This is a genomic window from Streptomyces sp. NPDC087263 (assembly GCF_044744645.1).
Lineage (GTDB): Bacteria > Actinomycetota > Actinomycetes > Streptomycetales > Streptomycetaceae > Streptomyces.
In genome coordinates, this window is record NZ_JBIUYT010000012.1 from 84,710 (window position 1) to 109,937 (window position 25,228).

A 25,228-nucleotide genomic window follows, 5' to 3' on the forward strand; every position below is an offset into this window, starting at 1 on the left:
CACGGAGCCATTATGTGCGTATGAGCGCACGCATGCACCTATCACCTGCACATGATGCGCATCCGCGCACCCCTGCCGAGGAACAGTTCGCGCTCGCGGCGGAACTTCTCGCACTGCTCGGTGACCGGACTCGCCTCGCCCTGCTGCATGCCCTGACCGGCGGAGAAGCCGACGTCACCACACTGACGGAGGCCTGTGGGGCCGCCCGGCCCGCCGTCAGCCAGCACCTGGCCCGGCTCCGTCTCGCCGGGCTCGTGAACACCCGGAAGGAAGGCCGCCGGGTGATCTACTCACTCGGCGACGGTCACCTGCGCCGGGTGGTCGACGAGGCGCTGAGCCTCGCCGACCACCGCCTCAACGACCGGCCGGTTCACGACTGAGAGCGCTGCGACCGGCCGGTTCACGGCTGAGATGGCTACGACCGGCCTGTTCACGGCTGAGATGGCTACGACCCGTCGGGTTCACGGCAAGCGCTACGACCGGTCGGGTTCACGACTGAGATTGACTGAGATTGCTACGAGCGGGTCGGCGTACGCGTCAGAAGACGTGGGCGGTGTCGTCCTCGCCCTCCTCCAGCAGGTTCGCCGCCGCGCCCACGATGCTCGGGTCGGGGCTGCCGACGACCTCCATGTCCTTGTCGGTGTAGTCGAAGCGGGCGAGGACGCTGCGCATGGCCTCGACGCGGGCCCGCTTCTTGTCGTTGCTCTTCACCACGGTCCAGGGCGCCTGTTCGGTGTCCGTCTCGCGGAACATGGCGACCTTGGCGGCGGTGTAGTCGTCCCAGCGGTCCAGCGAGGCGAGGTCCATGGGGCTCAGCTTCCACTGCCGTACGGGGTCGACCTGGCGGATGGTGAAACGGGTGCGCTGCTCGCCCTGTGAGACCGAGAACCAGAACTTGATCAGGTCCACACCGTCGTCTACCAGCATCCGCTCGAACGCGGGGGCCTGTCGCATGAAGCGCCGGTACTCGTCGTCCGTGGCGAAGCCCATGACACGCTCGACGCCGGCCCGGTTGTACCAGGACCGGTCGAACATCACTATCTCGCCCGCGGTCGGCAGATGCTCCACGTACCGCTGGAAGTACCACTGCCCGCGCTCGCGCTCGGTCGGCTTCTCAAGGGCCACGACCCGTGCGCCACGCGGATTGAGGTGCTCGGTGAACCGCTTGATGGTGCCGCCCTTGCCGGCCGCGTCCCGTCCCTCGAAGACGATGACGAGCCGTCGCCCGGACTCCTTTATCCAGCTCTGCAACTTCAGCAGTTCTATCTGCTGGAGGCGCTTGTGCCAGTCGTACTCCTTGCGCTCCATGCGCTCCGGGTAGGGGTAGTTCTCCCGCCAGGTATCTACCGGGCTGCCGTCAGGGCGGATCAGCACGGGGTCGTCGTGGTCGCTGTAGTCGACCCGCATCCCCGCCATCAGTGGTGTCATGTCAGCCTTCCCTTCTCCCGGTGCTTGAGTGCCAGTGCCAGTGCCAGTGCCAGTGCCCGTGCCCAGCTCCAGTGTCAGACGTCAGTGGAACCGCGGCACGATCAGATAGATTCCGTACGCCACCACGGCCGCGCAGGCCAGGAAGCAGATCCCGGCCTGGGCGAACCCCAGGGTGTGGGTGCCGTCGCCCTCACGCGCGGACTCGACGCGGGCGAGGCCCAGCACGCCGAGGGCGAAGACGACGACCACCGCGACGGTGACTCCCGTACTCACCGCGGCTACCTCGCCGAGTGCGCTCCAGTCGAGATGCATGTCCAGAACTCCCCGTGGTTAGGCGGCCGTGCCGACATCGGCCGGCGTCGTGCTGCGGACGGTGACCTCGTGGGCGTCGTTCACGTTTTTGGCGCTCACCGGGTTGCGGCGCGAGGCGATCACGATGACCGCGGCGACGGCCAGGGCCACGAGTGCGATCACCGCGGTGCCGAGGTTCCCGCCGTGCTTCACGACGCTCGCGGAGACCCCGCCGACCAGCGCAGCGGCGGGCAGGGTGACCATCCAGGCGATCACCATGCGGCCCGCGGTGCCCCAGCGGACCTCTGCCAGACGCCTGCCCAGACCGGCGCCGAGGATGCCGCCCGAGCAGACCTGTGTGGTGGAGAGCGCGAAACCCAGGTGGGCCGAGGTGAGGATCACCGTCGTGGAGGCGGCCTCGGCGGCGAAGCCCTGGGGTGACTGGATGTCGGTGAGGCCTTTGCCCATGGTGCGGATGATCCGCCAGCCGCCGATGTAGGTGCCGAGCCCGATGGCCAGACCGGCCGAAGCGATCACCCACACCGGGGGACCTGCGTTGTGACCCAGCGCCCCGGCCGAGATCAGGGTCAGTGTGATCACGCCCATCGTCTTCTGCGCGTCATTGGTGCCGTGCGCCAGCGAGACCAGCGAGGCCGAGGCGATCTGACCGAGCCGGAATCCCTCGGTCACCGACTTCTCGCGGGCCCGTGCGGTGATCCTGTACGCGAAGTAGGTGGCCAGCAGAGCGGCGATGCCCGCCACCAGGGGCGAGGCCACGGCCGGGATCAGGATCTTCTGGACCACCATGTCGAAGTGCACGCCGCGCTCACCCGCGCCGACCCACACCGCCCCGATCAGCCCGCCGAACAGGGCGTGCGAGGAACTGGACGGAAGCCCGACGAGCCAGGTCATCAGATTCCACAGGATCGCCCCGATCAGTCCCGCGAAGATCATGCCCGGCGTGACCAGGGTGTCGTCGACGATGCCGCCGGAGATCGTCTTGGCGACCTCGGTGGAGAGGAAGGCTCCGCCGACGTTCAGGACGCCGCTGATCAGGACCGCTGTGCGCGGTTTGAGCGCACCGGTGGCGATGGACGTGGCCATCGCGTTCGCCGTGTCATGGAATCCGTTCGTGAAGTCGAATGCCAGCGCAGTGACGATGACGACCGCCACGAGGAACGTGATGTGGTCCATTCTTCGATGGAAGCAATCGCATCTGTACACGTGGCTAACCTGAGGCAAAGCCCGAGTATGGCCGGGTAAAGGTGAACATCTGTTTGCGGCCCGTCACGTCGTGGGCGCGGGCGAACCGGTGCTTTGCCTGCCCGGTGGCCCGATGCGCGCCTCCGCCTCCCTCGGTTATCTCGGCGGACTGTCCAGGCATCGCCCGCTGATCGTGCTTGATCTGCGGGGCACCGGCGCCTCCGGCACTCCGGCCGACCCGGCGACGTACCGCTGCGACCGGCAGGTCACCGACGTCGAGGCCCTCCGCGCGCACCTCGGGCTTGAGCGCATTTCTTCTCGCCCACTCGGCGGGCGGGCGGCGACGCGGCCCTTCTCTACGCGGCCCGCACCCGGGGCGAGTCCGCACCCGCACGCTCGTCACCGGCCGAGCGCGCGCCCTGGGCGTCGACGTACCGAAGAGCACCGCCCGGAGGGGGTCGCGCCGCGAGAGGACGAGCCATGGTTCGCTGATGCGAACGAATCCTGCGAGCGGATCCGGGCCGGCTCCGTGGCCGACGCCGACTGGGATGCCGTCGCGCCGTTCTTCTACGGCGGCTGTGGGGACGCGGAAGCTCAGGCGCACGCCGCGACCGACGTCGAGCAGTCCAACGAAGGGGCCGCGGATCAGTACATGTCTCCTGGTGCCTTCGACCCGGGCGGAGCCCGCGCCGCTCGTCGCCGTGGGGGAGGCATGGGTTCTGGTCCTCGTGGGCGAACTGGACAGGGGCCCGCTTCCCCACGTGGCCGCCTCGATCGCCGTTGTTCCGCGAGGCGGAGACAGTCGTGGTGCCGGGCGCCGGTCACTTTCCGTGGCGCGCCGACCCCCGCCGCTTCACGGAGGCCGTCACCACGTTCCTCGGCGAGGAACACTGACTCCTCAGGCCAGCCGCAGGTCGATCCACTGGACGGTGTCTCCCGGCAGCGAGTACCGCTCGATTTCGACGAACCCGTGCTTCTCGGCGAACCGCAGCCCGTCCTCGTTGGAGGCCAGGACGACGGTCTCGATCACTTCGGCTCCCCCCGCGCGTGCCTGGTCGAGGCCGTGTGTGTAGAGCTGCTCGCCGAAGCCCTGACCACGGTGTTCGGCGAGTACCCGGGCGATCACCGTGGCGGTGGCGGTGTCGTCCGTGGGCGGACGTACCGTCGTGCAGCCGACCAGGGCGTCGCCGAGGTAGGCGACCTCAAGGTGGTAGCGCCGGACGCGTTCCCGGACGTCGTCGAGGGACAGGGCGGCGGGCGGGACGATCACATTGTGGACGTACTGCCAGTCCTTGAGACGGGCCTCGTCGTCCGGCTGCTCGATACGAAGGGTGGACACCGGAGCAGGGAACCCGTGAGGGGCGACAGGTGTCAACTGATTTCGCCGCTCACGGCAGTTGGGGGTCGGCGCAGCCGGCCGTCGAAGACGTTCACGACATCGACCTGGACAGTGCCCGCAGGCGTGATTCCGTTTCGTATGGACGTGTCCCCGTGTCCCCGTGTCCCCGTTACTTCGTGACCCGGGCCGGTCAGCCGAGTCGTGGGATCTCGATGGCCGGGCAGCGGTCCATGACCATGTCGAGGCCGGCTGCGCGGGTGCGGTCGTACGCGGCTTCGTCCACGACGCCGAGTTGGTACCAGACGGCCTTGGCGCCGATGGTGATTGCCTCGTCGGCGATGGGGCCGGCGAGGTCGCTGTTGACAAATACGTCGACGACGTCGATATCGAAGGGGATCGCTTCCAGGGAGGGATACCCCAGCTCGCCGTGGACCGTCTCCGCTTTCGGATGCACCGGCACGACGCGCTTGCCGAAGCGCTGGAGGACATCGGCGACGCCATATGCCGCACGCCGCTGGTTCGACGACAGGCCGACGATCGCCCAGGTGTCGCCGAGCTCGGTGAGGATCTTGCGGATCGTTGCTGGGTCGGCGTACACGCTCGGCCTCCTTGGGATTCGTGCAAGGGCTGCTGCGCCGAAGAACAGCGGGCGGAGCGCGGTAATTCCTCGCGGCCACCGCCGCCGGCGACGAGTTGCTGCGGAGCCGGAGTCGGAGATGTCAAGACAGTACTGGGGCACCCGGGTTTGTCGATTGCAATTCCGCCAGTGTTCAAGGACAGCCACTGGACAGGAATTACCGGACCGGGTTGCGTGGGGATGTGGGGTCCACGTGAGGCCGACTGACTCCAAAGGGCGGGGCGGTTGGAGGTGCCACGAATTTGCTGATCTCGACACCTGGTTTCAGCCGATCTGCGGTCGGGTGCACGTCGCCTAAGGGCTGTCCCGTAATCGCCGGTGGATCAGCGCGCGCCGTCAGATGCGGTGCATCGCAAGGCGGAGGGTCGTCCTCATGCTGGGTGTATTCGGGCGATCCGACAACGCGGCGAGGTGCCGTAGCTGTCGTCGTGCGCCCGCCGGGGATTACGGGACAGCCCTTAGGCACGCATCAGGACCGCCACTTGGGTCACCGGCCTCTACAACGCCGGGCGGCTGCACATCATGTGCGGGTTCAAGATTCCGACGTCATCCATCTTGCCGTCGGCGACGGCGAGTTCTTGTACTTGGCGGCGGTCGTGGACTGCTCCTCGCGCGCCTCGCCGGGCGATCCAACGCCGACCGCGTTGCGCACTGAACTGGTCGCGACGCGCTCAAGGCTGCCGCGGTCACCCGCGGCAGCCTGTCCGGCGCCAACTTCCATACCGACCCGCTGGTCACCGGACACAACACCGCACGACGGCACTCGGCAGCCGCACAGACATCTCCCGGCGACCGCGAACTCGCGTCAACCGCCGACACACTTGGCGCGCAGCGATACGAAATGGTGTCCATTTCTACGGGGGAATGCCCTCAATCGCCGTCGGTTGGTGGGTGTGGCCGGCACGTTCGAGAAACGGATGAGCCCTACGGTCCGGCATCGGTCCCGAGTTTCGCCAGGCGGGTCAGGGCGGGCAGAGCCGCAGCGATCGCCTGTCGCTCCGTGGCCGTCAACTGGTCGATCAGCGGGGTCAGATGACGGCCCCGGTCCTCGTGCCGGACGTGGCCGATCTTTCGGCCGGAGTCGGTGATGTGGACGAGGACGGCGCGTCCATCCGCCGGGTCGGAGCGGCGTTCCACGAGACCGTCGCGTTCGAGGCGGGTGACCAGTTGGGTGAGTCCTGGCTGGCTGATCTGCTCGGTTCTGGCCAGCTCGGTAAGCCGCTTGGGACCGCTGTGGGCCAGTGTGTCCAGCACGGACAGTGTCGTGAACGACAGCTTCTGCACCGCGGGAAGCCGGATGTAGTAGCGGTTGAAGTTCTCGATCGCCCTGGTGAGGTCACCGACATCCAAGTCCGTGTTCATGTGAGAACGCTGCGTAGAAGGCACTCTGGAAATGTATCGCAGACTTATATAAGCTCGTTATCGATCGCATGCCGGCGCCTCGTCCAGGTGCACGGTTTGGATTGCACCTGGCGCAACGGCGCGTCAACGGACTGGTAGAGCGCTAGGTGAGGAACACACCAATGACTGTGCGGATCGGGATCAACGGCTTCGGGCGCATCGGTCGCAACGTCTTCCGTGCGGCGGCGGCGCGGACGTCGGAGCTGGAGATCGTCGCCGTCAACGACCTGGGCGACGTGCCCACGATGGCTCACCTGCTCGCCTATGACTCGATTCTGGGACGCTTCCCCGAGGAGATCACCGCCGAGCCGGGCGCGATCCGCGTGGGTGACCGGACGGTCAAGGTTCTCGCCGAGCGCGACCCGGGCGCCCTGCCCTGGGGTGACCTGGGAGTGGACATCGTGATCGAGTCCACCGGCATCTTCACCGACGCCGCGAGGGCGCGCTCACATGTCGAAGGCGGAGCGAAGAAGGTCATCATCGCCGCTCCGGCCAGCGGCGAGGACATCACGGTGGTGCTGGGCGTCAACGACGGTGCCTATGACCCCGAGCGCCACACCATCATCTCCAACGCCTCCTGCACCACCAACTGTCTCGCCGTACTGGCCAAGGTGCTGCACGACGCCGTCGGCATCGACTCCGGCATGATGACCACGGTCCACGCCTACACGCAGGACCAGAACCTCCAGGACGCCCCGCACACGGACCTGCGCCGGGCCCGCGCCGCGGCCCTGAACATCGTGCCCACCTCCAGTGGCGCCGCCAAGGCCATCGGCCTTGTCCTGCCGGAACTCGCCGGTCGGTTGGACGCCTTCGCCCTGCGGGTGCCCGTCCCCACCGGCTCGGTCACCGACCTCACCGTCGTCACCAGCCGTGGCACCACTGTGGACGAGGTGAATGAGGCGTACGCGGCGGCGGCCTCGGGACCGTACAAGGGCTTGCTGTCCTCCGTGGACGCGCCGTTGGTCAGCACCGACATCGTGGGCGACCCGGCCTCCTGTGTCTTCGACGCCGGGCTCACCCGGGTGTCCGGCCCGCAGGTCAAGGTCGTCGGCTGGTACGACAACGAGTGGGGCTACTCGAACCGCCTGATCGACCTGGCACTGCTCGTCGGGTCGTCCTTGTAGTTTCTCGCCGACCCGGGGTCTGCACCGTCCGCACGTCAGCAACAGCCGTCCGCCGAAACGGCGGCCGCCGCTTCAGCGCTCCGTGGACCGGCGCGCCCGCACCCGACGCCACCGATGCCGTCGCCGTGCCCGGATACCCGACGAATGCCCTGCACGACGCCACTTCCTGCATGACGCTCACGAGGAATGACCACATGAACGAACTTCCGCGATTACCTTTCGACAACCCCGCCATCCTCGGCATCGCGCCCCAGATGCGCGCATTGCAGCAGGATGGACCGATCGCCAGGGTGCGGACCGCCGGTGAAGATGCCTGGCTGGTCACCCGCTACGACGAGGTGAAGGCACTCCTCGCCGACCGTCGACTCGGTCTCAGCAATCCCCACCCGGAGACGTCGGTCAAGAGCGCGGCCAGGAGCTTCATGATGGCGCTGATGGCCGGGGACGACTACGACACCGAGGCCACCAACCATCCGCAGATGCGCGAGTTGCTCGTGCCCCGGTTCTCCACGCGCCGGATGCGCCTGATGAAGACCCGGATCGAGCACCACGTGGACGACCTGCTCGACCAGTTGGCCGTCGGCACTTCGCCGGTCGACCTGCACCACGCGCTGTCGTTCCCGTTGCCGACCATGGTGGTCTGCGATCTGCTCGGCGTGCCGTTGGCCGACCGGGAGCGGTTCGGGCAGTGGGCGCGAGGCACATTCGACCAGAGCGACAACCAGCACTCGGCGAACACCTTTCAACAGGTCGTCGACTACATGATGGAACTGGTGGCGCGCAAGCGAATCGAGCCGGGCGACGACATCCTGTCCGAGCTGATCGCCGAGAAGGACGGCGCGTTGTCCGACGCGGAGATTGCCCAGCTGGGTAACGCCGTGCTGCTGTTCGGCTACGAGACCACCATCGTGCGCATCGACCTGGGCGTTCTCCTGCTGCTGCGCAATCCGGCTCAGCGTGCCCTGCTGGCCGAGAAGCCCGAACTCGCACCGTCCGCGGTCGAGGAGATCCTGCGCCTGGCCGTCGGCGGCAAGGGATCCAACGCGCTGATACCCCGCTACGCGCACAGCGACATCACCGTCGGCAGGACAGTGATCCGCACCGGAGACGCGGTGATGCTGGCCATCGGCGCGGCCAACATCGACGGCCGGGCGTTCCCCGACAGCGACCTGTTCGACGTGGACCGGGTCAAGCCCAAGTCGCACATGGCATTCGGGCACGGCACCCGGCACTGCATCGGCCGCGTGCTGGCCCGGATCGAGCTGACCGCGGTGTTCGAGCGGCTGTTCCGCAGACTGCCCAACCTGCGGCTCGCGGTACCCGAGGAGTCACTGCGCTGGCAGGAGCACCGGATCACCGGCGGGTTCGACGAACTCCCCATCATCTTCTGAGTGGTATTGCACGAGCGACAACACAGCCGTCCGCCGTTCATGGTCACAGGCGGTAGGAACCGCACGATCCAAGCCGTCGGCCCGCCCGGATGTTTGGCGCTCCTCCCCTCCCACGCACAGACGTCACGAGGACAAGAAACCATGACGGACACTTTCAGCGACTACGTCGACTGCACGCCTCTTCTCGACGACCGTGAGGCCCTGGACCGGTTCTACGACGAGCACGGCTACCTCTATCTGCGCGGCGCTCTGGACCCTGAACTCGTGCGGACCGCCGCCGAGCAGATGCTCGAGGGCCTGATAGCACTCGGCCACGCCGCCCCCGGCACCACGCTCGACACCCTCACCATCGAGTCCTTCGAGGCGGTGGACGAGGTGGCGATGCACGACTACGTCAAGTACGACGACCTGTGGAACCACCCTTCGACCCTCAAGGTCTGGGAGAAGGCCCTCGGCGAGCCCGTCTTCGTCTTCAAGTCGACGACGATCCGCTACTACCCCTCCGCCGCGGGCTCCGCGGATCCGAGCTTCCTGACGCCGCTGCACCAGGACGGCTTCTACATCGGCCCGAACAAGGACTTCCGCACCGCCTGGACGCCGCTGCTCGCGACGACCCGTGGCATAGGCGGCGTCGCCGTCGCCGACGGCAGCCACAAGAAGGGCCTGCGCGAGCACGTCGTCACCGAGAACTTCCGCCGCTTCGGCCACGCCGTGCGCGGTATCCCTGCGGAGGAGTTCGGCGCGGACGAGCAGCTGTTGTTCTCGCCCATGGAACCGGGCGACGTGCTCATCTTCCACGCCTTCATGTGTCACAAGTCCATCCCGAACGTCTCGGCGGACCCGGCCGGCATGCGGATGTCGATGGACACCCGTATCCAGCCCGCCTCCTCGCACCGCGGGTTCAACTCCCTGACCCCCTGGCCGGAGTCCGCGAAGGACCCCTCCAAGGGAATCCTGTCGAAGATCACCGGCACCCCCACCGCCACCGAGTGACGTTGTCACCCCCGCACCCGCTTCAACCGTCCCCCCACGAACGCCTGGTAGGCAGCGCATGACGAAACGCGAGGGTCTCCCCCCTCTGAAGGAGCCCAACGCGACACCGGAGCCCTCGGTCGGCACGGAACCAGTCGCCGAGGGACTCAGCGGCATCGCCCTCGTGGTGGTGCTCACGGGATACGCCCTGTCCATCGTCGATGCCTCCATCGTCAATGTGGCGTTGAGCTCGATCAGTGACGACCTGCACGGCGGCGCCGCCGCACTGGAGCTGGTGGTGTCCGGCTACGGCCTCACCTACGCCCTCGGCCTGGTGCTGGGCGGACGGCTGGGCGATGCCTTCGGCAGACGGCGCCTGTACGCCTACGGACTCGCGGCGTTCACCATCACCTCGGCGCTGTGCGGACTCGCCCCGACCATCGAGTTCCTCGTCGCGGCCCGCCTCGCGCAGGGCGCGGCCGCCGCCATGCTCGTACCGCAGGTGCTGGCCACGATCCAGGCGGTCACCCAGGGCCAGGCGCGGGCCCGAGCGATCGGCATGTACGGCGCGACCGCGGGCCTCGGCATGGTCACCGGGCAGATCCTGGGCGGGCTGCTGGTCTCGCTGGACGTCGCCGGTCTCGGCTGGCGGTCGGTCTTCGTGATCAATGTGCCGATCGGAGTGGCCGCACTGCTGGCCGTCCGGCGGGTCCCCGCGACCAGGGCCGACGCGAAGCCGGGCTTCGACCCGCTGGGCACCGTGCTGTTCGGTGTCGCCATGGTCTGTGTCCTGGCCGTGGTCGTGGCGGGTCCCGACCTGGGCTGGCCGCTGTGGCTGTGGTCGTCGCTCGTGGTCGCCGCGGCGGCGGCGCTGGCGCTGGTGCGGGTCGAACGCGGACTGGAGGCGCGGGGCGGCTCACCACTGCTGTCCCCGTCGGTGCTGTCCCATCCGGGGATGCGCCAAGGGCTGGCGGCGATGGTGCCGTTCTCGGCCGGCTTCGGCGCCTTCCTGTTCGTCTACGCGCTGGTTGCGCAGGGTCACTTCGGCCTCGACGGGCTCGCCTCCGGAGCGGGACTGGCGCCGTTCGCCGTGGCGTTCTTCGTGGTGGCGCGGTTCACCCCGAAAATCGCCGCGGCCCTGGGCGGCCGGATCGTCACCCTGGGCAGCCTCGTCCAGGGCGCGAGCCTGCTGCTGCTGGCGCTGGTGGTCTGGCTCGGCTGGCCGCATCCCTCCCTGGCGCTCGTGCTCGTCGGGATCGCCTTCTTCGGCGTGGGCGCGGCACTGATCGGCCCCACACTGTTCCGGATGATCCTCGCCGACGTACCCTCCGCGCAGGCCGGCATGGGCAGCGGTGTGCTGGTGACCAGCCAGCAGATGGCGACGGCGCTGGGTGCGACCGTCGGCGGAACCCTCTACATCTCCCTGGCCGATTCGCTGTCGACGGCGTCGGCAGCCGTGCTCGTCCTCGCCCTGTTGGCGTGTTTCTCGGTGATCGTTCTCGTGATCAGCCTGAAGCTCCCCGACCCCAGCTGACACCCGCCTCCCTCGAACGGCGCGATCTGATCCAGACCTTCTCGTTGGCAACGGTGCGCCGTCCTTCGGCGTACCCGCGCGCAGAAGCGGAGACAGTCAGGTGCACTTACAGACAAGGACAGCCGTGGTGACCGGCGCGGCCAGCGGCATCGGCCTCGCCCTCACCGCCCGCTTCGCAGGGGCCGGCGTGAGCGTGGTCATGGCGGACGTCGAAGGCGACGCACTGCACCGCCGGGCCGCCGAACTCACCGCACAAGGCGCTCAGGTCACCGCCGTGACCGCCGACCTGACCGACCCGGACGCCGTCGAACGGCTCACGGACACGGCGTTCGACCTGCTCGGCGACATCGACGTGGTGTGCAACAACGCCGGGGTCCTCGGCCCCGTGGGACAGCCCCTGTGGGAGGTGCCGCTGGAGCTGATGCGGCAGGTCTTCGAGGTGAACCACTGGGCGCACGTCCTGGTGGCCCGCGCCTTCGTCCCCCGGCTGCTGGAGCACGGCAGGCCCGCCCATCTGATCCACACCGCCTCGATGTCCGCCTTCGTCGTCGGCGCGGGCAGCGCCGCCTACGCCGCCTCCAAGCACGCCGACCTCGCCGTCGCGCGCAGTCTGCGCGCCGATCTGCGGGGCACCGCGGTCCGGGTGTCGGTGCTGTGCCCCGGCCGGGTCGACACCCCCATGGTCCAAGGACTGACGGCCCCGCGCGGCGCGGGCGGCGACACCTCGGTGAGTGCCGAGGACGTCGCCGGACTCGTGTGGGAGGCCCTCGGCTCCGACCGCTTCTACCTCTTCAGCAACTCCGACGCCCCACTGCGGCTGCGCGATCAGTTCGACGACGTAGGGCGTCATGTTTCCCTTCCGCCCCCTTCCCCCGAGGAGGAGCTGTGGCCCGCGCCGAAAGCGACGACCGTAGCGACGAAGCACTGACCATCGACCTGGAAGCGGTGAGGGAGAAATACCGGCAGGAACGCGACAAGCGCAGCGTCGGCCGCACCTACCAGTTCGCGCGCGGTGACTTCAGCCGCTACGCGAAGGACCCCTACACCAAGTGGCAGGAGCGCGAGCCGCTCACCGACGAGGTGGACGTCGCCGTCGTCGGCGCCGGCATCGGCGGCCTGCTCACCGGCGCCCATCTGCGCAAGGCGACCGGCCTGGAGCGCATCCGGCTGATCGACGAGGCCGGCGACGTCGGCGGCACCTGGTACTGGAACCGCTTCCCCGGCGTCCGGTGCGACGTCGAGAGCTACATCTACATGCCGCTGCTCGAAGAGACCGGCACGATACCCACCGAGAAGTACTCCACCGGGCCCGAGATCTTCGCCCACCTCCAACAGATCGCCCACCGGTACGACCTCTACCGCGACGCCCTCTTCCAGACCACCGTCACCGAGCTGCGCTGGGACGAGGCCGCCGGGAACTGGCTGGTGAGCACCGACCGCGGCGACCTGATCCGGGCCCGGTACGTGGCCATGTCGATCGGTCTGATGCACCGCCCCAAACTCCCCGGGCTGCCCGGCCTGGAGACGTTCGCCGGGCACTCCTTCCACACCAGCCGCTGGGACTTCGACTACACCGGCGGCGACAGCACCGGCGGCCTGACCAAGCTGAAGGACAAGAAGGTCGGTGTCATCGGCACCGGCTCGACGACGATCCAGCTCGCCCCACACCTCGCCGACTGGGCCGAGCAGCTCGTCCTCTTCCAGCGCACCCCGGCCGCGGTCGACGTCCGAGGCAACCGGCCCACCCCGTCCGAATGGGCGGACAGTCTCGAACCGGGCTGGCAGCAGTTCCGGATGGAGAACTTCCACGCGCTGACCTCCGGCGTCCCGCAGGACGAGGACCTGGTCCAGGACCGCTGGACCCAGACCACGGCCAAGCTGGCTGCCGCGATCCTGCCCACCGGCGACACCGGAGGCGACCCGAAGGAGCGGGCGCTCGCGGCCGAGCGGGCGGACTTCCTCAAGATGGAGGAACTGCGCGCCCGTATCGACAGCGTTGTCACCGACCCCGTGACCGCCGCCGCCCTCAAGCCGTACTACCGCGTGTACTGCAAGCGGCCCTGCTTCCACGACGGTTACCTACAGACCTTCAACCGGCCCAACGTGACCCTGGTCGACACCCAGGGGCAGGGCGTGGAGCGGCTCACCCCGGCCGGGGTGGTCGCGAACGGCCGGGAGTACCCGGTCGACTGCCTGGTCTTCGCCACCGGATACGAGCACGAGTTCGCCGTCCCGTACACCGACCGTGCCGGCTACGACATCGTCGGCCGCGACGGCCTGAAGCTGTCGGAGAAGTGGGCGGACGGGGCGCACACCTTGCACGGACTCCAGGTGAATGGTTTCCCCAACTGCTTCATCCTGTCCAAGATCCAAGCCGGCCGGCACGTCAACATCGCCTACATGCTGGGCGAGCAGACCCGGCACCTCGCGCACATCGTCAAGTCCGTCGAGGAGCGCGGCCACCAGGTCGTGGAGGCATCCGAGGCCGGCGAGAAGGAATGGGTCAAGGAGATCCTCCGGCTCGCCACGAACGGCATCGACTTCCTGGAGAACTGCACGCCCGGTCTCTACAACAACGAGGGCGACCCGAGCGCACTGCCCCTGCTGAACGCCAGCTACGGCGGCGGCTCGGTGGAGTTCGTGAACATCCTCAGGCGCTGGCGCGAGTCCGGCGACCTCGCCGGACTCGAACTGCGCTGACCACCCCCACTCTTCTGCGAAAGGCGGCAACGCCCATGGACGTAACGCCGATACCCGGCGCCGCTCTCGGCGCCGTCGTGCACGGCGCCCATGTCACCGGCGACATGGGCAAGACCCAGTTCGAGGAGATCTGGGCGGCACTCGACGCGCATCTCGTCCTCGTCTTCCGCGGCCACCGGACCCCCTCCTACGAGGAGTTCCTGGCCTTCGGCCGCCGCTTCGGGTACATCCCGAAGACCGGTCTGACCAGCGGGGCCCATTCCGACCACAACGAGATCCTGATCGTCTCCAACCTGGTGGAGGACGGCCGCAAGATCGGCGTCGGCGACGCCGGGTGGATGGGCTGGCACACCGACTACTCCTTCCGCCCCCGCGTCGCCCAGGTCGGCTTCCTGGAAGCCGTGGAAGTACCGTCCTCCGGAGGCGGGGAGACCCTCTTCACCGACATGTACGCCCTGTACGAGTCGCTGTCGTCGGAGGAGCGCCGGCGTCTGCACTCCTACCGGGTCCGCCACGCCCTGCGCACCGGGTACGAGGAGACCATCGAGGAGGAGCTCCAGGGCGAGGTGTCCCTCGGCGAGAGCACCGCGCAGATCCAGCCCGAGGACGGCACCTCCACCATCCACCCCCTCATCGCCCGCAATCCGCGCACCGGACGCCAGTCGGTCTACATCAGCAGCCTGAACACCAAGCGGATCGTGGACCTCGCCCTCGATGACAGCCGCAAGCTGCTCGACGAACTGCTGGCGCACGCGGGCAAGCCCCAGTACACCTACGCCCACGCCTGGCAGCCCGGGGACATCGTCATGTGGGACCAACTCGGCACCGTCCACGCCAAGCAGGCCTTCGACCCGGCCGAACGGCGCATCATGCGCCAGGTCGTCAGCATCTTCGACGACCCGACCGATCCCTGGCGCGCGGAGGTCGCCGTATGAGCACCGCCCCCGCCAGTCTCAGCCACAGCCGGGTCGCGATCACCCCGGCGCTGCGCGCCGCCGTCGACCGGCTCGACCACCGCTCACGTCACCAGGCGGCCTACCACTTCGGCTGGATCACCGCAGGCGGCGCACCCACCAGCGCCGACGCCGGCAAGGCCGTACGGCCGGCGCTCGCGCTGCTGTCGGCCGAGGCGGTCGGCGCGCCGCCGGAGGTCGCGCTGCCCGGCGCCGTCGCCGTGGAGCTCGTGCACAACTTCTCCCTGGTGCACGACGATCTGATGGACGGCGACGAGGAACGCCGCCACCGGCGCACGGTGTGGAAGCTGTGGGGTCCCTCCAGCGCCATCCTGACCGGTGACGCGATGCTGGCGCTCGCCCAGGAGGTGCTGCTGGACACCGGGCTGCCCACGGCGGCGCCCGCCGCCCGGCTGCTGGCACGCACCACCCGGCATCTGATCCGCGGCCAGGTCCAGGACCTGTCCTTCGAACACCGCTCGCACGTCTCGGTCGAGGAGTGCGTCGACATGGCCGCCGGCAAGACCGGCGCGCTGCTGTCGGCGAGCGCCGCGATCGGCGCCGTCCTCGCCGGGGCACCGGAGGCGAAGGTGGACGCGCTGGCGCTCTACGGCGACCAGGTGGGCCTCGCCTTCCAGCTCGTCGACGACGTCCTCGGCATCTGGGGCGACCCGGCCGTCACCGGCAAGCCGGTCCACTCCGATCTGCGCTCCCGCAAGAAGTCCCTGCCGGTCAGCCACGCACTGAACCAGGACGGCTCGCTCAGCGACGAGCTCGCCGCCTGGCTCACCACCCCCGGCGAAAGCGACGAGACGGAACTGCGGCGCGTGGCCGGGCTGATCGAAGGCGCCGGCGGCCGGGACTGGGCGCTGGCCGAGGCCGCCCGGCGGATGGTGCTGGCCGAGGACGCGCTGCGCGGTGTCGAGCTGGACGCCGGCGCACGGGACGAACTCCTCGCGCTCGGGCGGTTCGTGGTCGACCGCGAGGTCTGAGATCGGGCCCACCCCATACCCGTATCCCCCCATTCCCCCTCTGATCAGCGCAGCACCTCCCAGGGCACCACCCCATGCCCGCCGCATCTCCGCAACCCACTCCCAAGGATTTCCCCATGCCCCAAGACGTCGACTTCCACATACCCCTGCCGGGCCGACAGAGCCCGGACCACTCCCGCGCCGGCGCCGAACAGCTCGTATGGCCGCGCGCGCTCGGGCTGATCAAGTCCGAGGCGGCGGCCGAGCGCCATCTGCGCGGCGGCTACGCCGACCTGGCCTCTCGCTTCTACGCCCATGCCACCGGCGCCGATCTGGACCTGGGTGTCGACCTGATGTCGTGGTTCTTCCTCTTCGACGACCTCTTCGACGGGCCGCGCGGCGAGAACCCGCAGGAGACCAAGCAGCTCACCGACGCGGTCGCGGCGGCGCTGGACGGCCCCCTCCCCGACACCGCGCCCCCCATCGCCCACGGCTTCGCCGACATCTGGCGGCGCACCAGCGAAGGCATGACACCCGCCTGGTGCGCGCGCAGCGCCCGGCACTGGCGCAGCTACTTCGACGGCTACGTCGACGAGGCGGAGAGCCGCCACTGGGACACGCCGTACAACTCCGCCGCCCAGTACCTGGCCGTGCGCCGGCAGACCATCGGGGTGCAGCCGACGGTCGACCTCGCCGAGCGCGCGGGCCGCTTCGAGGTGCCGCACCGGGTCTTCGACAGTGCCGTGCTCTCCGCGATGCTCCAGATCGCCGTCGACGTCAATCTGCTGCTCAACGACATCGCCTCGCTGGAGAAGGAAGAGGCCCGCGGCGAGCAGAACAACATGGTCATGATCCTGCGCCGGGAGCACGGCTGGTCCAAGGACCGCAGCGTCGCCCACATCCAGAGCGAGGTGCGCGTCCGCCTGGAGCAGTACCTCCTGCTGGAGTCCTGCCTGCCGCAGGTCGGCGACATCTACCGGCTCGACGAGGCCGAGCGCGAGGCCCTGGAGCGCTACCGCGACGACGCCGTGCGCACCGTGATCCGCGGTTCCTACGACTGGCACCGCTCCTCGGGCCGCTACGACGCCGAGTTCGCGCTCGCCGCCGGTGCCCAGGGCTACCTGGAGGAGCTCGGCAGCACCGCCCGCTAGGCCCTGTCTGACCATTCCCGTCTGCCTCGCGACGCCCTGCACGCCCTCTCGCCGCACCGGGCGCAGACCCAAGTACGTCCAGTACGAGGGTCCACGCCCGCACACCGAGAGCACGCACCTACTGCGACACAGGCTGCTGCCGCAGCGGGCGCGAGGCCGCCCTCCGGGCGACGACGGGAAGGTGACGACAGGACCTAGCAGCATCGCCGACCAGCACCAAGGCACCCGCGCCAGGTCGTCGAGGCCGCCCAGCTGTCAACAGACCGGAACAGCTGTCAACCGATCAGTAATGACGGGAAGTTGAGAATCGAATGACCGAGCAGACCACCTTTTCGGCGGGAGCGGCGCCCGGGGCGCTCCCCGTCGTGGGCCACGCCCTCCAGATGATGCGTCACCCCGTGAACTTCATGACCTCGCTGTCGGCCCACGGCGACCTGGTGGAGATCAAGATCGGTCCCACCAAGGCCTACGTCCCGACCCACCCCGAACTGCTGCGGCACGTCCTGACCAACGACCGCACCTTCGACAAGGGCGGCATCTTCTACGACCGCGCCCGGGACATCGCCGGCAACGGCCTGGTCACCTGCCCGTTCGCCGACCACCGCCGCCAGCGCCGGCTGATGCAGTCGGCGTTCACCCGCGGCCAGCTCAAGCAGTACGCCGAGGCGATGCACGCCGAGATCGAGGACACGGCGTCGCGCTGGCAGGACGGCATGGTCGTCGACGCCTTCCAGGAGATGTACGGCATGGCGCTGCGTACGGTCGGCCGCACCCTGTACTCCACACCCGTCAGCCCCGAGCTGACGGCCAAGGTGGAACGCTCCTTCGACGTCGTGCTCAACGGCCTGTTCCGGCAGATGTTCCTGCCGGCCGCGATCCGCCGACTGCCGCTGCCCTCCCAGCGCCGGTACAAGAGCAACCTGGACTTCCTGCACGAGACCACCCAGCAGCTCATCGACGACTACCGCAGCTCCGACATCGAGCGCGACGACCTGCTCGCCGCGCTGATCGCCTCCCGCGACGACGACGGCGGCCGGCTCGGCGACACGGAGATCCACGACCAGGTCATCACCGTCATGGCGGCCGGCACGGAGACCGTCGCAGGCACCCTCACCTGGGTCTTCTACCTCCTCTCCCAGCACCCGGAGATCGAGGCCGCGCTCTACGACGAGATCGACGCCGTCCTCGACGGCCGCGCCCCGGAGTGGGACGACCTGCCGAACCTCTCCCTGGCCGACCGGATCATCACCGAGACACTGCGACTGCACCCGCCGGCCTGGCTGTTCACCCGCCTCACCGCCTCCCCGACCGAACTCGCGGGCCGGCAGCTGCCCACCGGTTCCACCATCGTCTTCAGCCCCGCCGCGGTCGCCCAGTACGAGGACGCCTTCGACAATCCCAAGAAGTTCGACCCCGACCGCTGGCTCCCGGACCGTATCGCCCCGGCCTCCCGCCACGCCTACGTGCCGTTCGGAACCGGCGCCCGCAAGTGCATCGGCGACCTCTACGCACGCACCGAGGCCATCCTGGGGCTCGCCACCATCCTCGGCCGCTGGCGGGTGAGCTGCGAGCCCGGCATGGACATCCGCCCGGTTCCGCTGGCCACCGTCTATCACCCTCGCCGGCTGCGCCTGAGGCTGGACGCACGTACCCCGCGCCGGATGACCTCCGCCGTCCCCGTACCCGCAGGGGGTGACGTGACGTGAGCGAAAGGAACATCGTCCTGGCCCAGCCGCGCGGCTTCTGCGCGGGCGTACGGCGCGCCATCGGCATCGTCGAGCGGGCGCTGGACGTACACGGGGCGCCGGTGTACGTGCGCAAGGAGATCGTGCACAACCACTACATCGTCTCGGAGCTGCAAAAGCGCGGCGCGGTCTTCGTCGACAACGAGGAGGAGGTCCCGCAGGGCGCGGTCTGTGTGTTCTCCGCGCACGGCGTATCTCCCGGAGTGCGCTCTGCCGCCGCCGGCCGGCAGCTCGAAGTCATCGACGCCACCTGCCCGTTGGTCTCCAAGGTCCACCAGGAGGCGGTGCGTTTCGCCCGCGACGGGCGCACCATCCTCCTCGTCGGTCACGAGGGCCACGAGGAGGTCGAGGGCGTCCTCGGCGAGGCTCCCGACCGGATCGTCGTCATCGAGACCGAAGACGACGTACGGCGCCTAGGCCTGCCCGACGACACCCCGGTCGCCGTCCTCACCCAGACCACCCTCTCGTTCGACGAGACCGAGCGCGTCGTCGAGGCCCTGCGCGCCCGCTTCACCGACCTGATCACCCCCGGCGACGACATCTGCTACGCCAGCCAGAACCGGCAGAACGCCGTCAAGGACCTCGCACGCGACAACGACCTGGTCCTGATCGTCGGCTCGCACAACTCCAGCAACTCGCTGCGTATGGTCGAGGTGGCCCGCGACCACGGTGCCGCCGCCCATCTGGTGCCCGACGAACAGCACCTCGACGTGGCCTGGCTGAAGGACGTGTCCTCGGTCGGCATCAGCGCCGGGGCCAGCGCCCCGGAGATCCTCGTCGACGGGCTCGTCGCCCGGCTCGCCGAACTCGGCTTCGACCAGGTCGAACTCCAGCAGGGCATCGCCGAGGACGTCGTGTTCTCCATGCCCGGCCGACTGGCCGACCCGGTCACCGGCCGCGTCCCGCAGACACCGCTGGCCGGCGAGGTCTCGTCGACATCTGGCGGGGTTTCGCCCGGGACCGGCGGAGTCTCGCCATCACTCGGCGGGGTTTCGCCCGGGTCCGGTGGGGTCTTGCCCGGGTCGGGCGGGGTTTCGCCGACAGGTGGCGGGGTTTCGCGCACGTCCGGGGAGGTTTCGCCACCACCTGGTGGGGTCTCGCCATCACCCGGCAGGGTTTCGCCCGGGCCCGGTGGGGTCTTGCCCGGGTCGGGCGGGGTTTCGCCGACAGGTGGCGGAGTCTCGCCACCACCCGGTGGGGTCTCGCCATCATCCGGCGGAGGCTCGCCCACGCCTGGCGGGGTGCGATGAATTCACCACCGGAGAAAGAGGGTTGCGCCATGCCACGCCTGGAGGAGATCCGGGGCCCGGAGGACCTGCGCGCCCTGTCGCCGCACGCGGCCCGCGAACTGGCGCCGCAGATCCGGCGGCTGCTGGTGGACACCTGCACCGCCAACGGCGGCCACCTCGGCCCCAACCTCGGGGTCGTCGAACTGTCCATCGCCCTGCACCGCGTCTTCGACTCCCCCCGCGACAAGATCCTGTGGGACACCGGTCACCAGGCCTACGTCCACAAGATCCTCACCGGCCGTACCGAAGCCCTCGCCACGCTCCGCCGTACCGGCGGCATGTCGGGCTACCCGTGCCGCACCGAGTCCGAGCACGACGTCATCGAGAACTCCCACGCCTCGACCTCCCTGTCCTGGGCGGACGGCCTCGCCCGCGCCAACGCCCTGCTCGGACACGGCGACCGTGCCGTGGTCGCCGTGATCGGCGACGGCGCGCTCACCGGAGGCATGGCCTGGGAGGCCCTCAACAACATCGCGGCCGCCCCCGAACGCCCCGTCGTCGTGGTCCTCAACGACAACGGCCGCTCCTACGCCCCCACCATCGGCGCCTTCGCCGGACACCTCGCCGATCTCCGCGCGGGCGACGCCGGGCAAGCCCTGTTCGAGAACCTGGGGCTCGCCTACGTCGGCCCGGTGGGCGGCCATGACATCGAGGCCGTGGAGACGGCGCTGCGCGTGGCCGTCGCTCTGCGCAAGCCCGTGGTGGTGCACTGCGTCACCGAGAAGGGCCGCGGACACCTCCCCGCCGAACAGGACGACACGGACCGTTTCCACGCCGTGCGCGCCGCCTCCGCCCAGAAACCGGGGGGCGCACCCAGCTGGACGTCCGTGTTCGGCAACGAGCTGGCCGACCTCGCCGCCGACCGGCCGGACGTGGTCGCCATCACCGCGGCCATGCTCGACCCGACCGGGCTCAGCGAGTTCGCCCGCCGCCACCCCGAGCGCGTCATCGACGTAGGCATCGCCGAACAGCATGCCGTGACCGCCGCCGCGGGGCTCGCCCTCGGCGGGGTGCACCCGGTCGTCGCGCTGTACTCCACCTTCCTCAACCGGGCCTTCGACCAGCTCCTGATGGACGTGGCCCTGCACCGCGCCCCGGTCACCTTCGCCCTGGACCGGGCCGGCGTGACCGGCGAAGACGGCCCCTCGCACAACGGCATGTGGGACCTGTCGCTGCTGAACCTGGTGCCCGGCCTGCGACTGGCCGCCCCACGCGACGCCGCCACCCTGCGCCGCGCCCTGCGGGAGGCCGTGGCCTGCGACGACGGGCCCACCGCCCTGCGTTTCCCCAAGGGTTCCAGCGGAGCGGACATCCCGGCCGTCGACGTCTACGCCGAGTTGGACGTTCTGCACCGCGGCGAGCATCCCGACATTCTCCTGGTCTCCGTCGGCGCCATGGCCGTCACCTGTCTCGACATCGCCGAACGGCTGGCCGAGCGGGGCGTCGGCGTCACCGTCGTGGACCCCCGCTGGATCAAGCCGGTGCCGCCCGAGCTGACCGGGCTCGCCCTCGGTCATCTGCTGGTCGCCACGGTCGAGGACAGCGGCCGGGTCGGCGGCGTCGGGGCGTGCGTCGCCCAGACGCTGAACGACGCCAAGCCGGGCCTGCCGGTGCACGTCTTCGGTATCCCGCAGCGCTTCCTCGAGCACGGCTCACGGGCCGACGTCATGGAGGCCAGCGGCCTCACCCCCCGCCACCTCACCCACGCGCTGCTGGAGGCCCTGCCCTCCGGCTGGCAGGCCCGGCAGGGAGCCACCGCCTCCCTCGCCGTCGGCTGACACCGAGCACCCCGACGGGCGGTCGGCGCCCACCCGCACGGTGAGGACCCCGCCGACCGCCCGTGACCCAGCTGCCGGCGTGGCGCGCCCACTCCCGACACCGCGCCTTGTCTCCCGCGCTTCCACAGCTCTCAACGGCACACAGTCATCAGCCACATCCCGGTCCGCCCGGACCGGCCGAGCAACTTGGGGAACTGTCATGCCTGTCGCTCTAGGAGTGCCGACGGTGCCGCCGAGGCTGGCCCGACGACGTACCAGCCGCCAGATCCAGGTAGGGACCGTACCCGTGGGCGGCGACGCCCCGGTCTCGGTCCAGTCCATGACCACGACCCGCACGTCCGACATCGGCGCGACCCTCCAGCAGATCGCCGAACTCACCGCGTCCGGCTGCCAGATCGTCCGCGTCGCCTGCCCCACGCAGGAGGACGCCGACGCCCTGTCGACGATCGCGCGCAAGTCGCAGATCCCGGTGATCGCGGACATCCACTTCCAGCCGAAGTACGTCTTCGCCGCTATCGAGGCCGGCTGCGCGGCCGTGCGCGTCAACCCGGGCAACATCAAGCAGTTCGACGACAAGGTCCGCGAGATCGCGCGGGCCGCCAAGGATCACGGCACGCCGATCCGCATCGGCGTCAACGCGGGCTCGCTCGACCGCCGGCTGCTGAAGAAGTACGGCAAGGCCACCCCGGAGGCGCTGGTCGAGAGCGCGCTGTGGGAGGCGTCGCTCTTCGAGGAGCACGACTTCCGGGACATCAAGATCTCCGTCAAGCACAACGACCCCGTCGTCATGGTCGAGGCGTACAAGCAGCTCGCGGCTCAGTGCGACTACCCACTGCACCTCGGTGTGACGGAGGCGGGTCCCGCCTTCCAGGGCACCATCAAGTCAGCTGTCGCGTTCGGCGCGCTGCTGTCCCAGGGCATCGGCGACACCATCCGTGTCTCCCTGAGCGCGCCGCCCGTCGAGGAGGTCAAGGTCGGCCTCCAGATCCTGGAGTCCCTGAACCTCAAGCAGCGCGGCCTGGAGATAGTGTCCTGCCCGTCCTGCGGACGCGCCCAGGTCGACGTGTACAAGCTGGCCGAGGAGGTCACGGCCGGACTGGAGGGCATGGACATCCCGCTGCGTGTGGCCGTCATGGGGTGCGTGGTGAACGGCCCGGGCGAGGCCAGGGAAGCGGACCTCGGTGTCGCCTCCGGCAACGGCAAGGGGCAGATCTTCGTCAAGGGCGAGGTCGTCAGGACCGTCCCCGAGTCGAAGATCGTCGAGACGCTCATCGAGGAGGCGTTCAAGCTCGCCGAGCTGATGCGGCAGACCGAAGATGACGGCGACGACTCCTCCGAGGCCGCCCCCTCCGACGGGCAGGAGAGCCCCAAGTGAGCACACCGGCCACCGTCGAACAGCTTGACCGGTTCCTGGTGGACGTGCGCTCCCACACCCTGGTCTCCGGCATGCCGTTCAAGGCCGCGCAGCTGGCCGCCGTGATCGAGGAGACCGCAGGAAACACGGAGGCCGCCGGTGCCCACTGACCTCGCGCTCACCGCGAAAGACCTCAAGTCCGACCAGGAGGTGCGCTGGTGCCCCGGCTGCGGGGACTACGCGATCCTCGCCGCCGTCCAGGGCTTCATGCCGGAGCTGGGCATCGCGCGCGAGAACATCGTCTTCGTCTCGGGCATCGGCTGCTCCTCCCGCTTCCCCTACTACATGAACACCTACGGCATGCACTCCGTGCACGGCCGCGCCCCCGCCATCGCCACCGGCCTGGCCTGCGCCCGCCCCGACCTGTCGGTGTGGGTGGTCACCGGCGACGGCGACGCGCTGTCGATCGGCGGCAACCATCTGATCCACGCCCTGCGCCGCAACGTCAACCTCAAGATCCTGCTGTTCAACAACCAGATCTACGGGCTGACCAAGGGCCAGTACTCGCCGACCAGCGAGCAGGGCAAGGTCACCAGGTCGAGCCCGATGGGCTCCCTCGACGAGCCGTTCAACCCGCTGTCGCTGGCCATCGGCGCCGAGGCATCCTTCGTCGCCCGCACGATCGACTCCGACCGCAAGCACCTGACGGACGTCCTGCGCCAGGCCGCCGCCCACCCCGGCACGGCCCTGGTGGAGATCTACCAGAACTGCAACATCTTCAACGACGGCGCCTTCGCCGCGCTCAAGGACCCCGCCACCCGCGACGACGCCCTGCTGCGCCTGGAGCACGGCAAGCCCTACCGGCTCACCCCGGACGCCGACGAGGTCGTCCACGACGTCGCGGCCCCCGACCCCACCGCCGCCTTCGCTCTCTCCCGGCTGCGGCAGCCCACCCCCATCGGCGTTCTGCGCGACGTACGGCGCCCCGCCTACGACCGGCTGATGGACGACCAGTTGGAGCGGGCCGTCGCCGAGCGGGGCCGGGGCGACCTGACCGCGCTGCTGGCCGGCAACGACACCTGGACGGTCGGGGCCTGAGCCCCCGACGGGAACCGCACACCGACAGCGACACGAACAAAAGGAAGCAAAGGAAGCATCCGTGACCTACGTCATCGCCCAGCCCTGTGTGGACGTCAAGGACAAGGCCTGCATCGAGGAGTGCCCCGTCGACTGCATCTACGAGGGCCGGCGGTCCCTGTACATCCACCCGGACGAATGCGTCGACTGCGGCGCCTGCGAACCGGTCTGCCCCGTCGAGGCGATCTTCTACGAGGACGACGTGCCTGAGGACTGGACGAACTACTACAAGGCGAACGTCGAGTTCTTCGACGACCTCGGTTCGCCCGGCGGCGCCGGCGGCCTCGGCCCGGTCGAGCGCGACCACCCGCTCGTCGCCGGACAGCCGGTCCGCACGGCATGAGCCAGGCCGGAGGGGACCGCCGGGCGGGGTCACCGTCCGGGCCCCGGGCAAGGTCAACCTGACGCAGTCGGTAGGTCCCTGCCGCCCGGACCGCTACCACGAACTCACCACCGTCTTCCTGGCGGTCGGCCTCCACGCCGTGGTGCGGATCGCCCCCGCACCACGGCCGAGGCAATTGCTCGGCAGGTCCTGGCCGCCGTTTCCGGCTGGCCGACGGTCTGGTTCTGTCGGAATCCATCGGTGAGATCCGGATCACGCGCCCGAGGTACCGCCGCCGTCATCGCCTGCCCTGCGTGTCCGGCGAGCACCGGAGAAATCGCCCGCCGGGATGTGAAGACACTCCAGGCCGGCGTTTCCGCCCTCGGACGGACCGGCACGATGCCCTTGCCGTGTACCGCACGTTGCAGGACCTCGGCGACGCCGTATGCCAGGCGACGTCGCTCAGTCAGGCACCGGCCACCGAGGCCCTGGTGGATCCTGCGAG

General features: G+C 69.4%; 23 protein-coding genes and 1 pseudogene. 18 read left to right on the top strand and 6 right to left on the bottom strand.

Going from position 1 to position 25,228, the window contains the following annotated elements; all coding sequences use genetic code 11:
- Nucleotides 1-20: 20 nt before the first annotated feature.
- Nucleotides 21-380, top strand: coding sequence for an ArsR/SmtB family transcription factor (locus ACIPC1_RS33045; protein ID WP_384377752.1), 360 nt, complete (start codon nt 21-23; stop codon nt 378-380).
- Between the two features lie 157 nt (nt 381-537).
- Here the strand turns inward: ACIPC1_RS33045 and ppk2 are convergent, their stop codons facing one another.
- From ppk2 to ACIPC1_RS33060, 3 genes are all read right to left on the bottom strand, one after another.
- Entirely contained in the window at nt 538-1,428 is an 891-nt protein-coding gene (gene ppk2, locus ACIPC1_RS33050) for a polyphosphate kinase 2 (RefSeq protein WP_402523717.1), read from the bottom strand.
- 81 nt (nt 1,429-1,509) lie between these two features.
- Entirely contained in the window at nt 1,510-1,740 is a 231-nt protein-coding gene (locus ACIPC1_RS33055) for a hypothetical protein (RefSeq protein WP_402523719.1), read from the bottom strand.
- An 18-nt stretch (nt 1,741-1,758) separates the two neighbouring features.
- The gene (locus ACIPC1_RS33060; RefSeq protein WP_402523721.1) at nt 1,759-2,913 is read right to left on the bottom strand and encodes an anion permease; all 1,155 of its coding nucleotides are present in this window, start codon (nt 2,911-2,913) and stop codon (nt 1,759-1,761) included.
- Between the two features lie 142 nt (nt 2,914-3,055).
- Between ACIPC1_RS33060 and ACIPC1_RS33065 the strand changes: the two are divergent.
- Nucleotides 3,056-3,175, top strand: a pseudogene (locus ACIPC1_RS33065) (alpha/beta hydrolase); the annotation flags it as partial.
- 645 nt (nt 3,176-3,820) lie between these two features.
- Here the strand turns inward: ACIPC1_RS33065 and ACIPC1_RS33070 are convergent.
- From ACIPC1_RS33070 to ACIPC1_RS33080, 3 genes are all read right to left on the bottom strand, one after another.
- Entirely contained in the window at nt 3,821-4,261 is a 441-nt protein-coding gene (locus ACIPC1_RS33070) for a GNAT family N-acetyltransferase (protein ID WP_402523724.1), read from the bottom strand.
- Between the two features lie 190 nt (nt 4,262-4,451).
- A complete protein-coding gene (locus tag ACIPC1_RS33075) occupies nt 4,452-4,859 on the bottom strand; it encodes a CoA-binding protein (RefSeq protein WP_402523727.1) in 408 nt (135 codons plus the stop codon).
- Nucleotides 4,860-5,822: 963 nt separating this feature from the next.
- Nucleotides 5,823-6,260: a MarR family winged helix-turn-helix transcriptional regulator gene (locus ACIPC1_RS33080; protein ID WP_402523730.1), complete on the bottom strand. Its 438-nt coding sequence runs from the start codon at nt 6,258-6,260 to the stop codon at nt 5,823-5,825.
- A gap of 161 nt (nt 6,261-6,421) precedes the next feature.
- Here ACIPC1_RS33080 and gap point away from each other — a divergent pair, with 161 nt between their 5' ends.
- The 16 genes from gap to fdxA all read left to right on the top strand — a co-directional run bounded on the left by gap (nt 6,422) and on the right by fdxA (nt 24,744).
- Nucleotides 6,422-7,426, top strand: coding sequence for a type I glyceraldehyde-3-phosphate dehydrogenase (gene gap, locus ACIPC1_RS33085; protein WP_402523734.1), 1,005 nt, complete (start codon nt 6,422-6,424; stop codon nt 7,424-7,426).
- A gap of 194 nt (nt 7,427-7,620) precedes the next feature.
- Complete coding sequence (penM, locus tag ACIPC1_RS33090) at nt 7,621-8,817, top strand: pentalenolactone synthase (RefSeq protein WP_402523736.1); 1,197 nt, start codon at nt 7,621-7,623, stop codon at nt 8,815-8,817.
- Nucleotides 8,818-8,958: 141 nt separating this feature from the next.
- On the top strand, nt 8,959-9,810 hold the full coding sequence (gene ptlH / locus ACIPC1_RS33095) for a 1-deoxypentalenic acid 11-beta-hydroxylase (RefSeq protein ID WP_402523738.1): 852 nt from the start codon (nt 8,959-8,961) through the stop codon (nt 9,808-9,810).
- 58 nt (nt 9,811-9,868) lie between these two features.
- Nucleotides 9,869-11,323, top strand: coding sequence for an MFS transporter (locus ACIPC1_RS33100; RefSeq protein ID WP_402523741.1), 1,455 nt, complete (start codon nt 9,869-9,871; stop codon nt 11,321-11,323).
- A 127-nt stretch (nt 11,324-11,450) separates the two neighbouring features.
- On the top strand, nt 11,451-12,251 hold the full coding sequence (ptlF, locus tag ACIPC1_RS33105; protein WP_402523744.1) for a 1-deoxy-11-beta-hydroxypentalenate dehydrogenase: 801 nt from the start codon (nt 11,451-11,453) through the stop codon (nt 12,249-12,251).
- Nucleotides 12,209-14,023: a neopentalenolactone/pentalenolactone D synthase gene (gene ptlE / locus ACIPC1_RS33110; RefSeq protein ID WP_402523746.1), complete on the top strand. Its 1,815-nt coding sequence runs from the start codon at nt 12,209-12,211 to the stop codon at nt 14,021-14,023. The genes ptlF and ptlE overlap by 43 nt, the downstream gene beginning before the upstream one ends.
- Before the next feature lie 35 nt (nt 14,024-14,058).
- Nucleotides 14,059-14,958, top strand: coding sequence for a neopentalenolactone/pentalenolactone F synthase (gene ptlD, locus ACIPC1_RS33115; protein ID WP_402523749.1), 900 nt, complete (start codon nt 14,059-14,061; stop codon nt 14,956-14,958).
- Entirely contained in the window at nt 14,955-15,968 is a 1,014-nt protein-coding gene (locus ACIPC1_RS33120) for a polyprenyl synthetase family protein (protein ID WP_402523751.1), read from the top strand. Before ptlD ends, ACIPC1_RS33120 begins: the two co-directional genes overlap by 4 nt.
- Nucleotides 15,969-16,084: 116 nt before the next feature.
- Nucleotides 16,085-17,098, top strand: a complete 1,014-nt coding sequence (ptlA, locus tag ACIPC1_RS33125) for a pentalenene synthase (protein ID WP_402523754.1) — start codon at nt 16,085-16,087, stop codon at nt 17,096-17,098.
- A gap of 311 nt (nt 17,099-17,409) precedes the next feature.
- Nucleotides 17,410-18,804, top strand: coding sequence for a pentalenene oxygenase (gene ptlI, locus ACIPC1_RS33130; RefSeq protein WP_402523756.1), 1,395 nt, complete (start codon nt 17,410-17,412; stop codon nt 18,802-18,804).
- On the top strand, nt 18,801-20,093 hold the full coding sequence (ispH, locus tag ACIPC1_RS33135; protein ID WP_402523759.1) for a 4-hydroxy-3-methylbut-2-enyl diphosphate reductase: 1,293 nt from the start codon (nt 18,801-18,803) through the stop codon (nt 20,091-20,093). The genes ptlI and ispH overlap by 4 nt, the downstream gene beginning before the upstream one ends.
- Before the next feature lie 29 nt (nt 20,094-20,122).
- On the top strand, nt 20,123-21,910 hold the full coding sequence (locus tag ACIPC1_RS33140; RefSeq protein WP_402523761.1) for a 1-deoxy-D-xylulose-5-phosphate synthase: 1,788 nt from the start codon (nt 20,123-20,125) through the stop codon (nt 21,908-21,910).
- A gap of 199 nt (nt 21,911-22,109) precedes the next feature.
- On the top strand, nt 22,110-23,285 hold the full coding sequence (ispG, locus tag ACIPC1_RS33145; protein WP_402523764.1) for a flavodoxin-dependent (E)-4-hydroxy-3-methylbut-2-enyl-diphosphate synthase: 1,176 nt from the start codon (nt 22,110-22,112) through the stop codon (nt 23,283-23,285).
- Complete coding sequence (locus ACIPC1_RS33150) at nt 23,282-23,434, top strand: hypothetical protein (protein ID WP_402523766.1); 153 nt, start codon at nt 23,282-23,284, stop codon at nt 23,432-23,434. Before ispG ends, ACIPC1_RS33150 begins: the two co-directional genes overlap by 4 nt.
- Nucleotides 23,424-24,362 (top strand): 2-oxoacid:ferredoxin oxidoreductase subunit beta, encoded by a 939-nt coding sequence (locus ACIPC1_RS33155; protein WP_402523768.1) that lies wholly within the window; start codon nt 23,424-23,426, stop codon nt 24,360-24,362. Before ACIPC1_RS33150 ends, ACIPC1_RS33155 begins: the two co-directional genes overlap by 11 nt.
- 61 nt (nt 24,363-24,423) lie before the next feature.
- Nucleotides 24,424-24,744: a ferredoxin gene (fdxA, locus tag ACIPC1_RS33160; RefSeq protein ID WP_384377817.1), complete on the top strand. Its 321-nt coding sequence runs from the start codon at nt 24,424-24,426 to the stop codon at nt 24,742-24,744.
- The last annotated feature ends 484 nt before the right edge of the window (nt 24,745-25,228 follow it).

Excerpts from the sequence above, each read along its gene's own strand:
- ACIPC1_RS33045 (WP_384377752.1), top strand. The coding sequence starts at position 21 with ATGAGCGCACGCATGCACCTATCACCTGCACATGATGCGCATCCGCGC.
- ppk2 (WP_402523717.1), bottom strand. The coding sequence starts at position 1,428 with ATGACACCACTGATGGCGGGGATGCGGGTCGACTACAGCGACCACGAC.
- ACIPC1_RS33055 (WP_402523719.1), bottom strand. The coding sequence starts at position 1,740 with ATGCATCTCGACTGGAGCGCACTCGGCGAGGTAGCCGCGGTGAGTACG.
- ACIPC1_RS33060 (WP_402523721.1), bottom strand. The coding sequence starts at position 2,913 with ATGGACCACATCACGTTCCTCGTGGCGGTCGTCATCGTCACTGCGCTG.
- ACIPC1_RS33080 (WP_402523730.1), bottom strand. The coding sequence starts at position 6,260 with ATGAACACGGACTTGGATGTCGGTGACCTCACCAGGGCGATCGAGAAC.
- gap (WP_402523734.1), top strand. The coding sequence starts at position 6,422 with ATGACTGTGCGGATCGGGATCAACGGCTTCGGGCGCATCGGTCGCAAC.
- penM (WP_402523736.1), top strand. The coding sequence starts at position 7,621 with ATGAACGAACTTCCGCGATTACCTTTCGACAACCCCGCCATCCTCGGC.
- ptlH (WP_402523738.1), top strand. The coding sequence starts at position 8,959 with ATGACGGACACTTTCAGCGACTACGTCGACTGCACGCCTCTTCTCGAC.
- ACIPC1_RS33100 (WP_402523741.1), top strand. The coding sequence starts at position 9,869 with ATGACGAAACGCGAGGGTCTCCCCCCTCTGAAGGAGCCCAACGCGACA.
- ptlD (WP_402523749.1), top strand. The coding sequence starts at position 14,059 with ATGGACGTAACGCCGATACCCGGCGCCGCTCTCGGCGCCGTCGTGCAC.
- ACIPC1_RS33120 (WP_402523751.1), top strand. The coding sequence starts at position 14,955 with ATGAGCACCGCCCCCGCCAGTCTCAGCCACAGCCGGGTCGCGATCACC.
- ptlA (WP_402523754.1), top strand. The coding sequence starts at position 16,085 with ATGCCCCAAGACGTCGACTTCCACATACCCCTGCCGGGCCGACAGAGC.
- ptlI (WP_402523756.1), top strand. The coding sequence starts at position 17,410 with ATGACCGAGCAGACCACCTTTTCGGCGGGAGCGGCGCCCGGGGCGCTC.
- ACIPC1_RS33140 (WP_402523761.1), top strand. The coding sequence starts at position 20,123 with ATGCCACGCCTGGAGGAGATCCGGGGCCCGGAGGACCTGCGCGCCCTG.
- ispG (WP_402523764.1), top strand. The coding sequence starts at position 22,110 with ATGCCTGTCGCTCTAGGAGTGCCGACGGTGCCGCCGAGGCTGGCCCGA.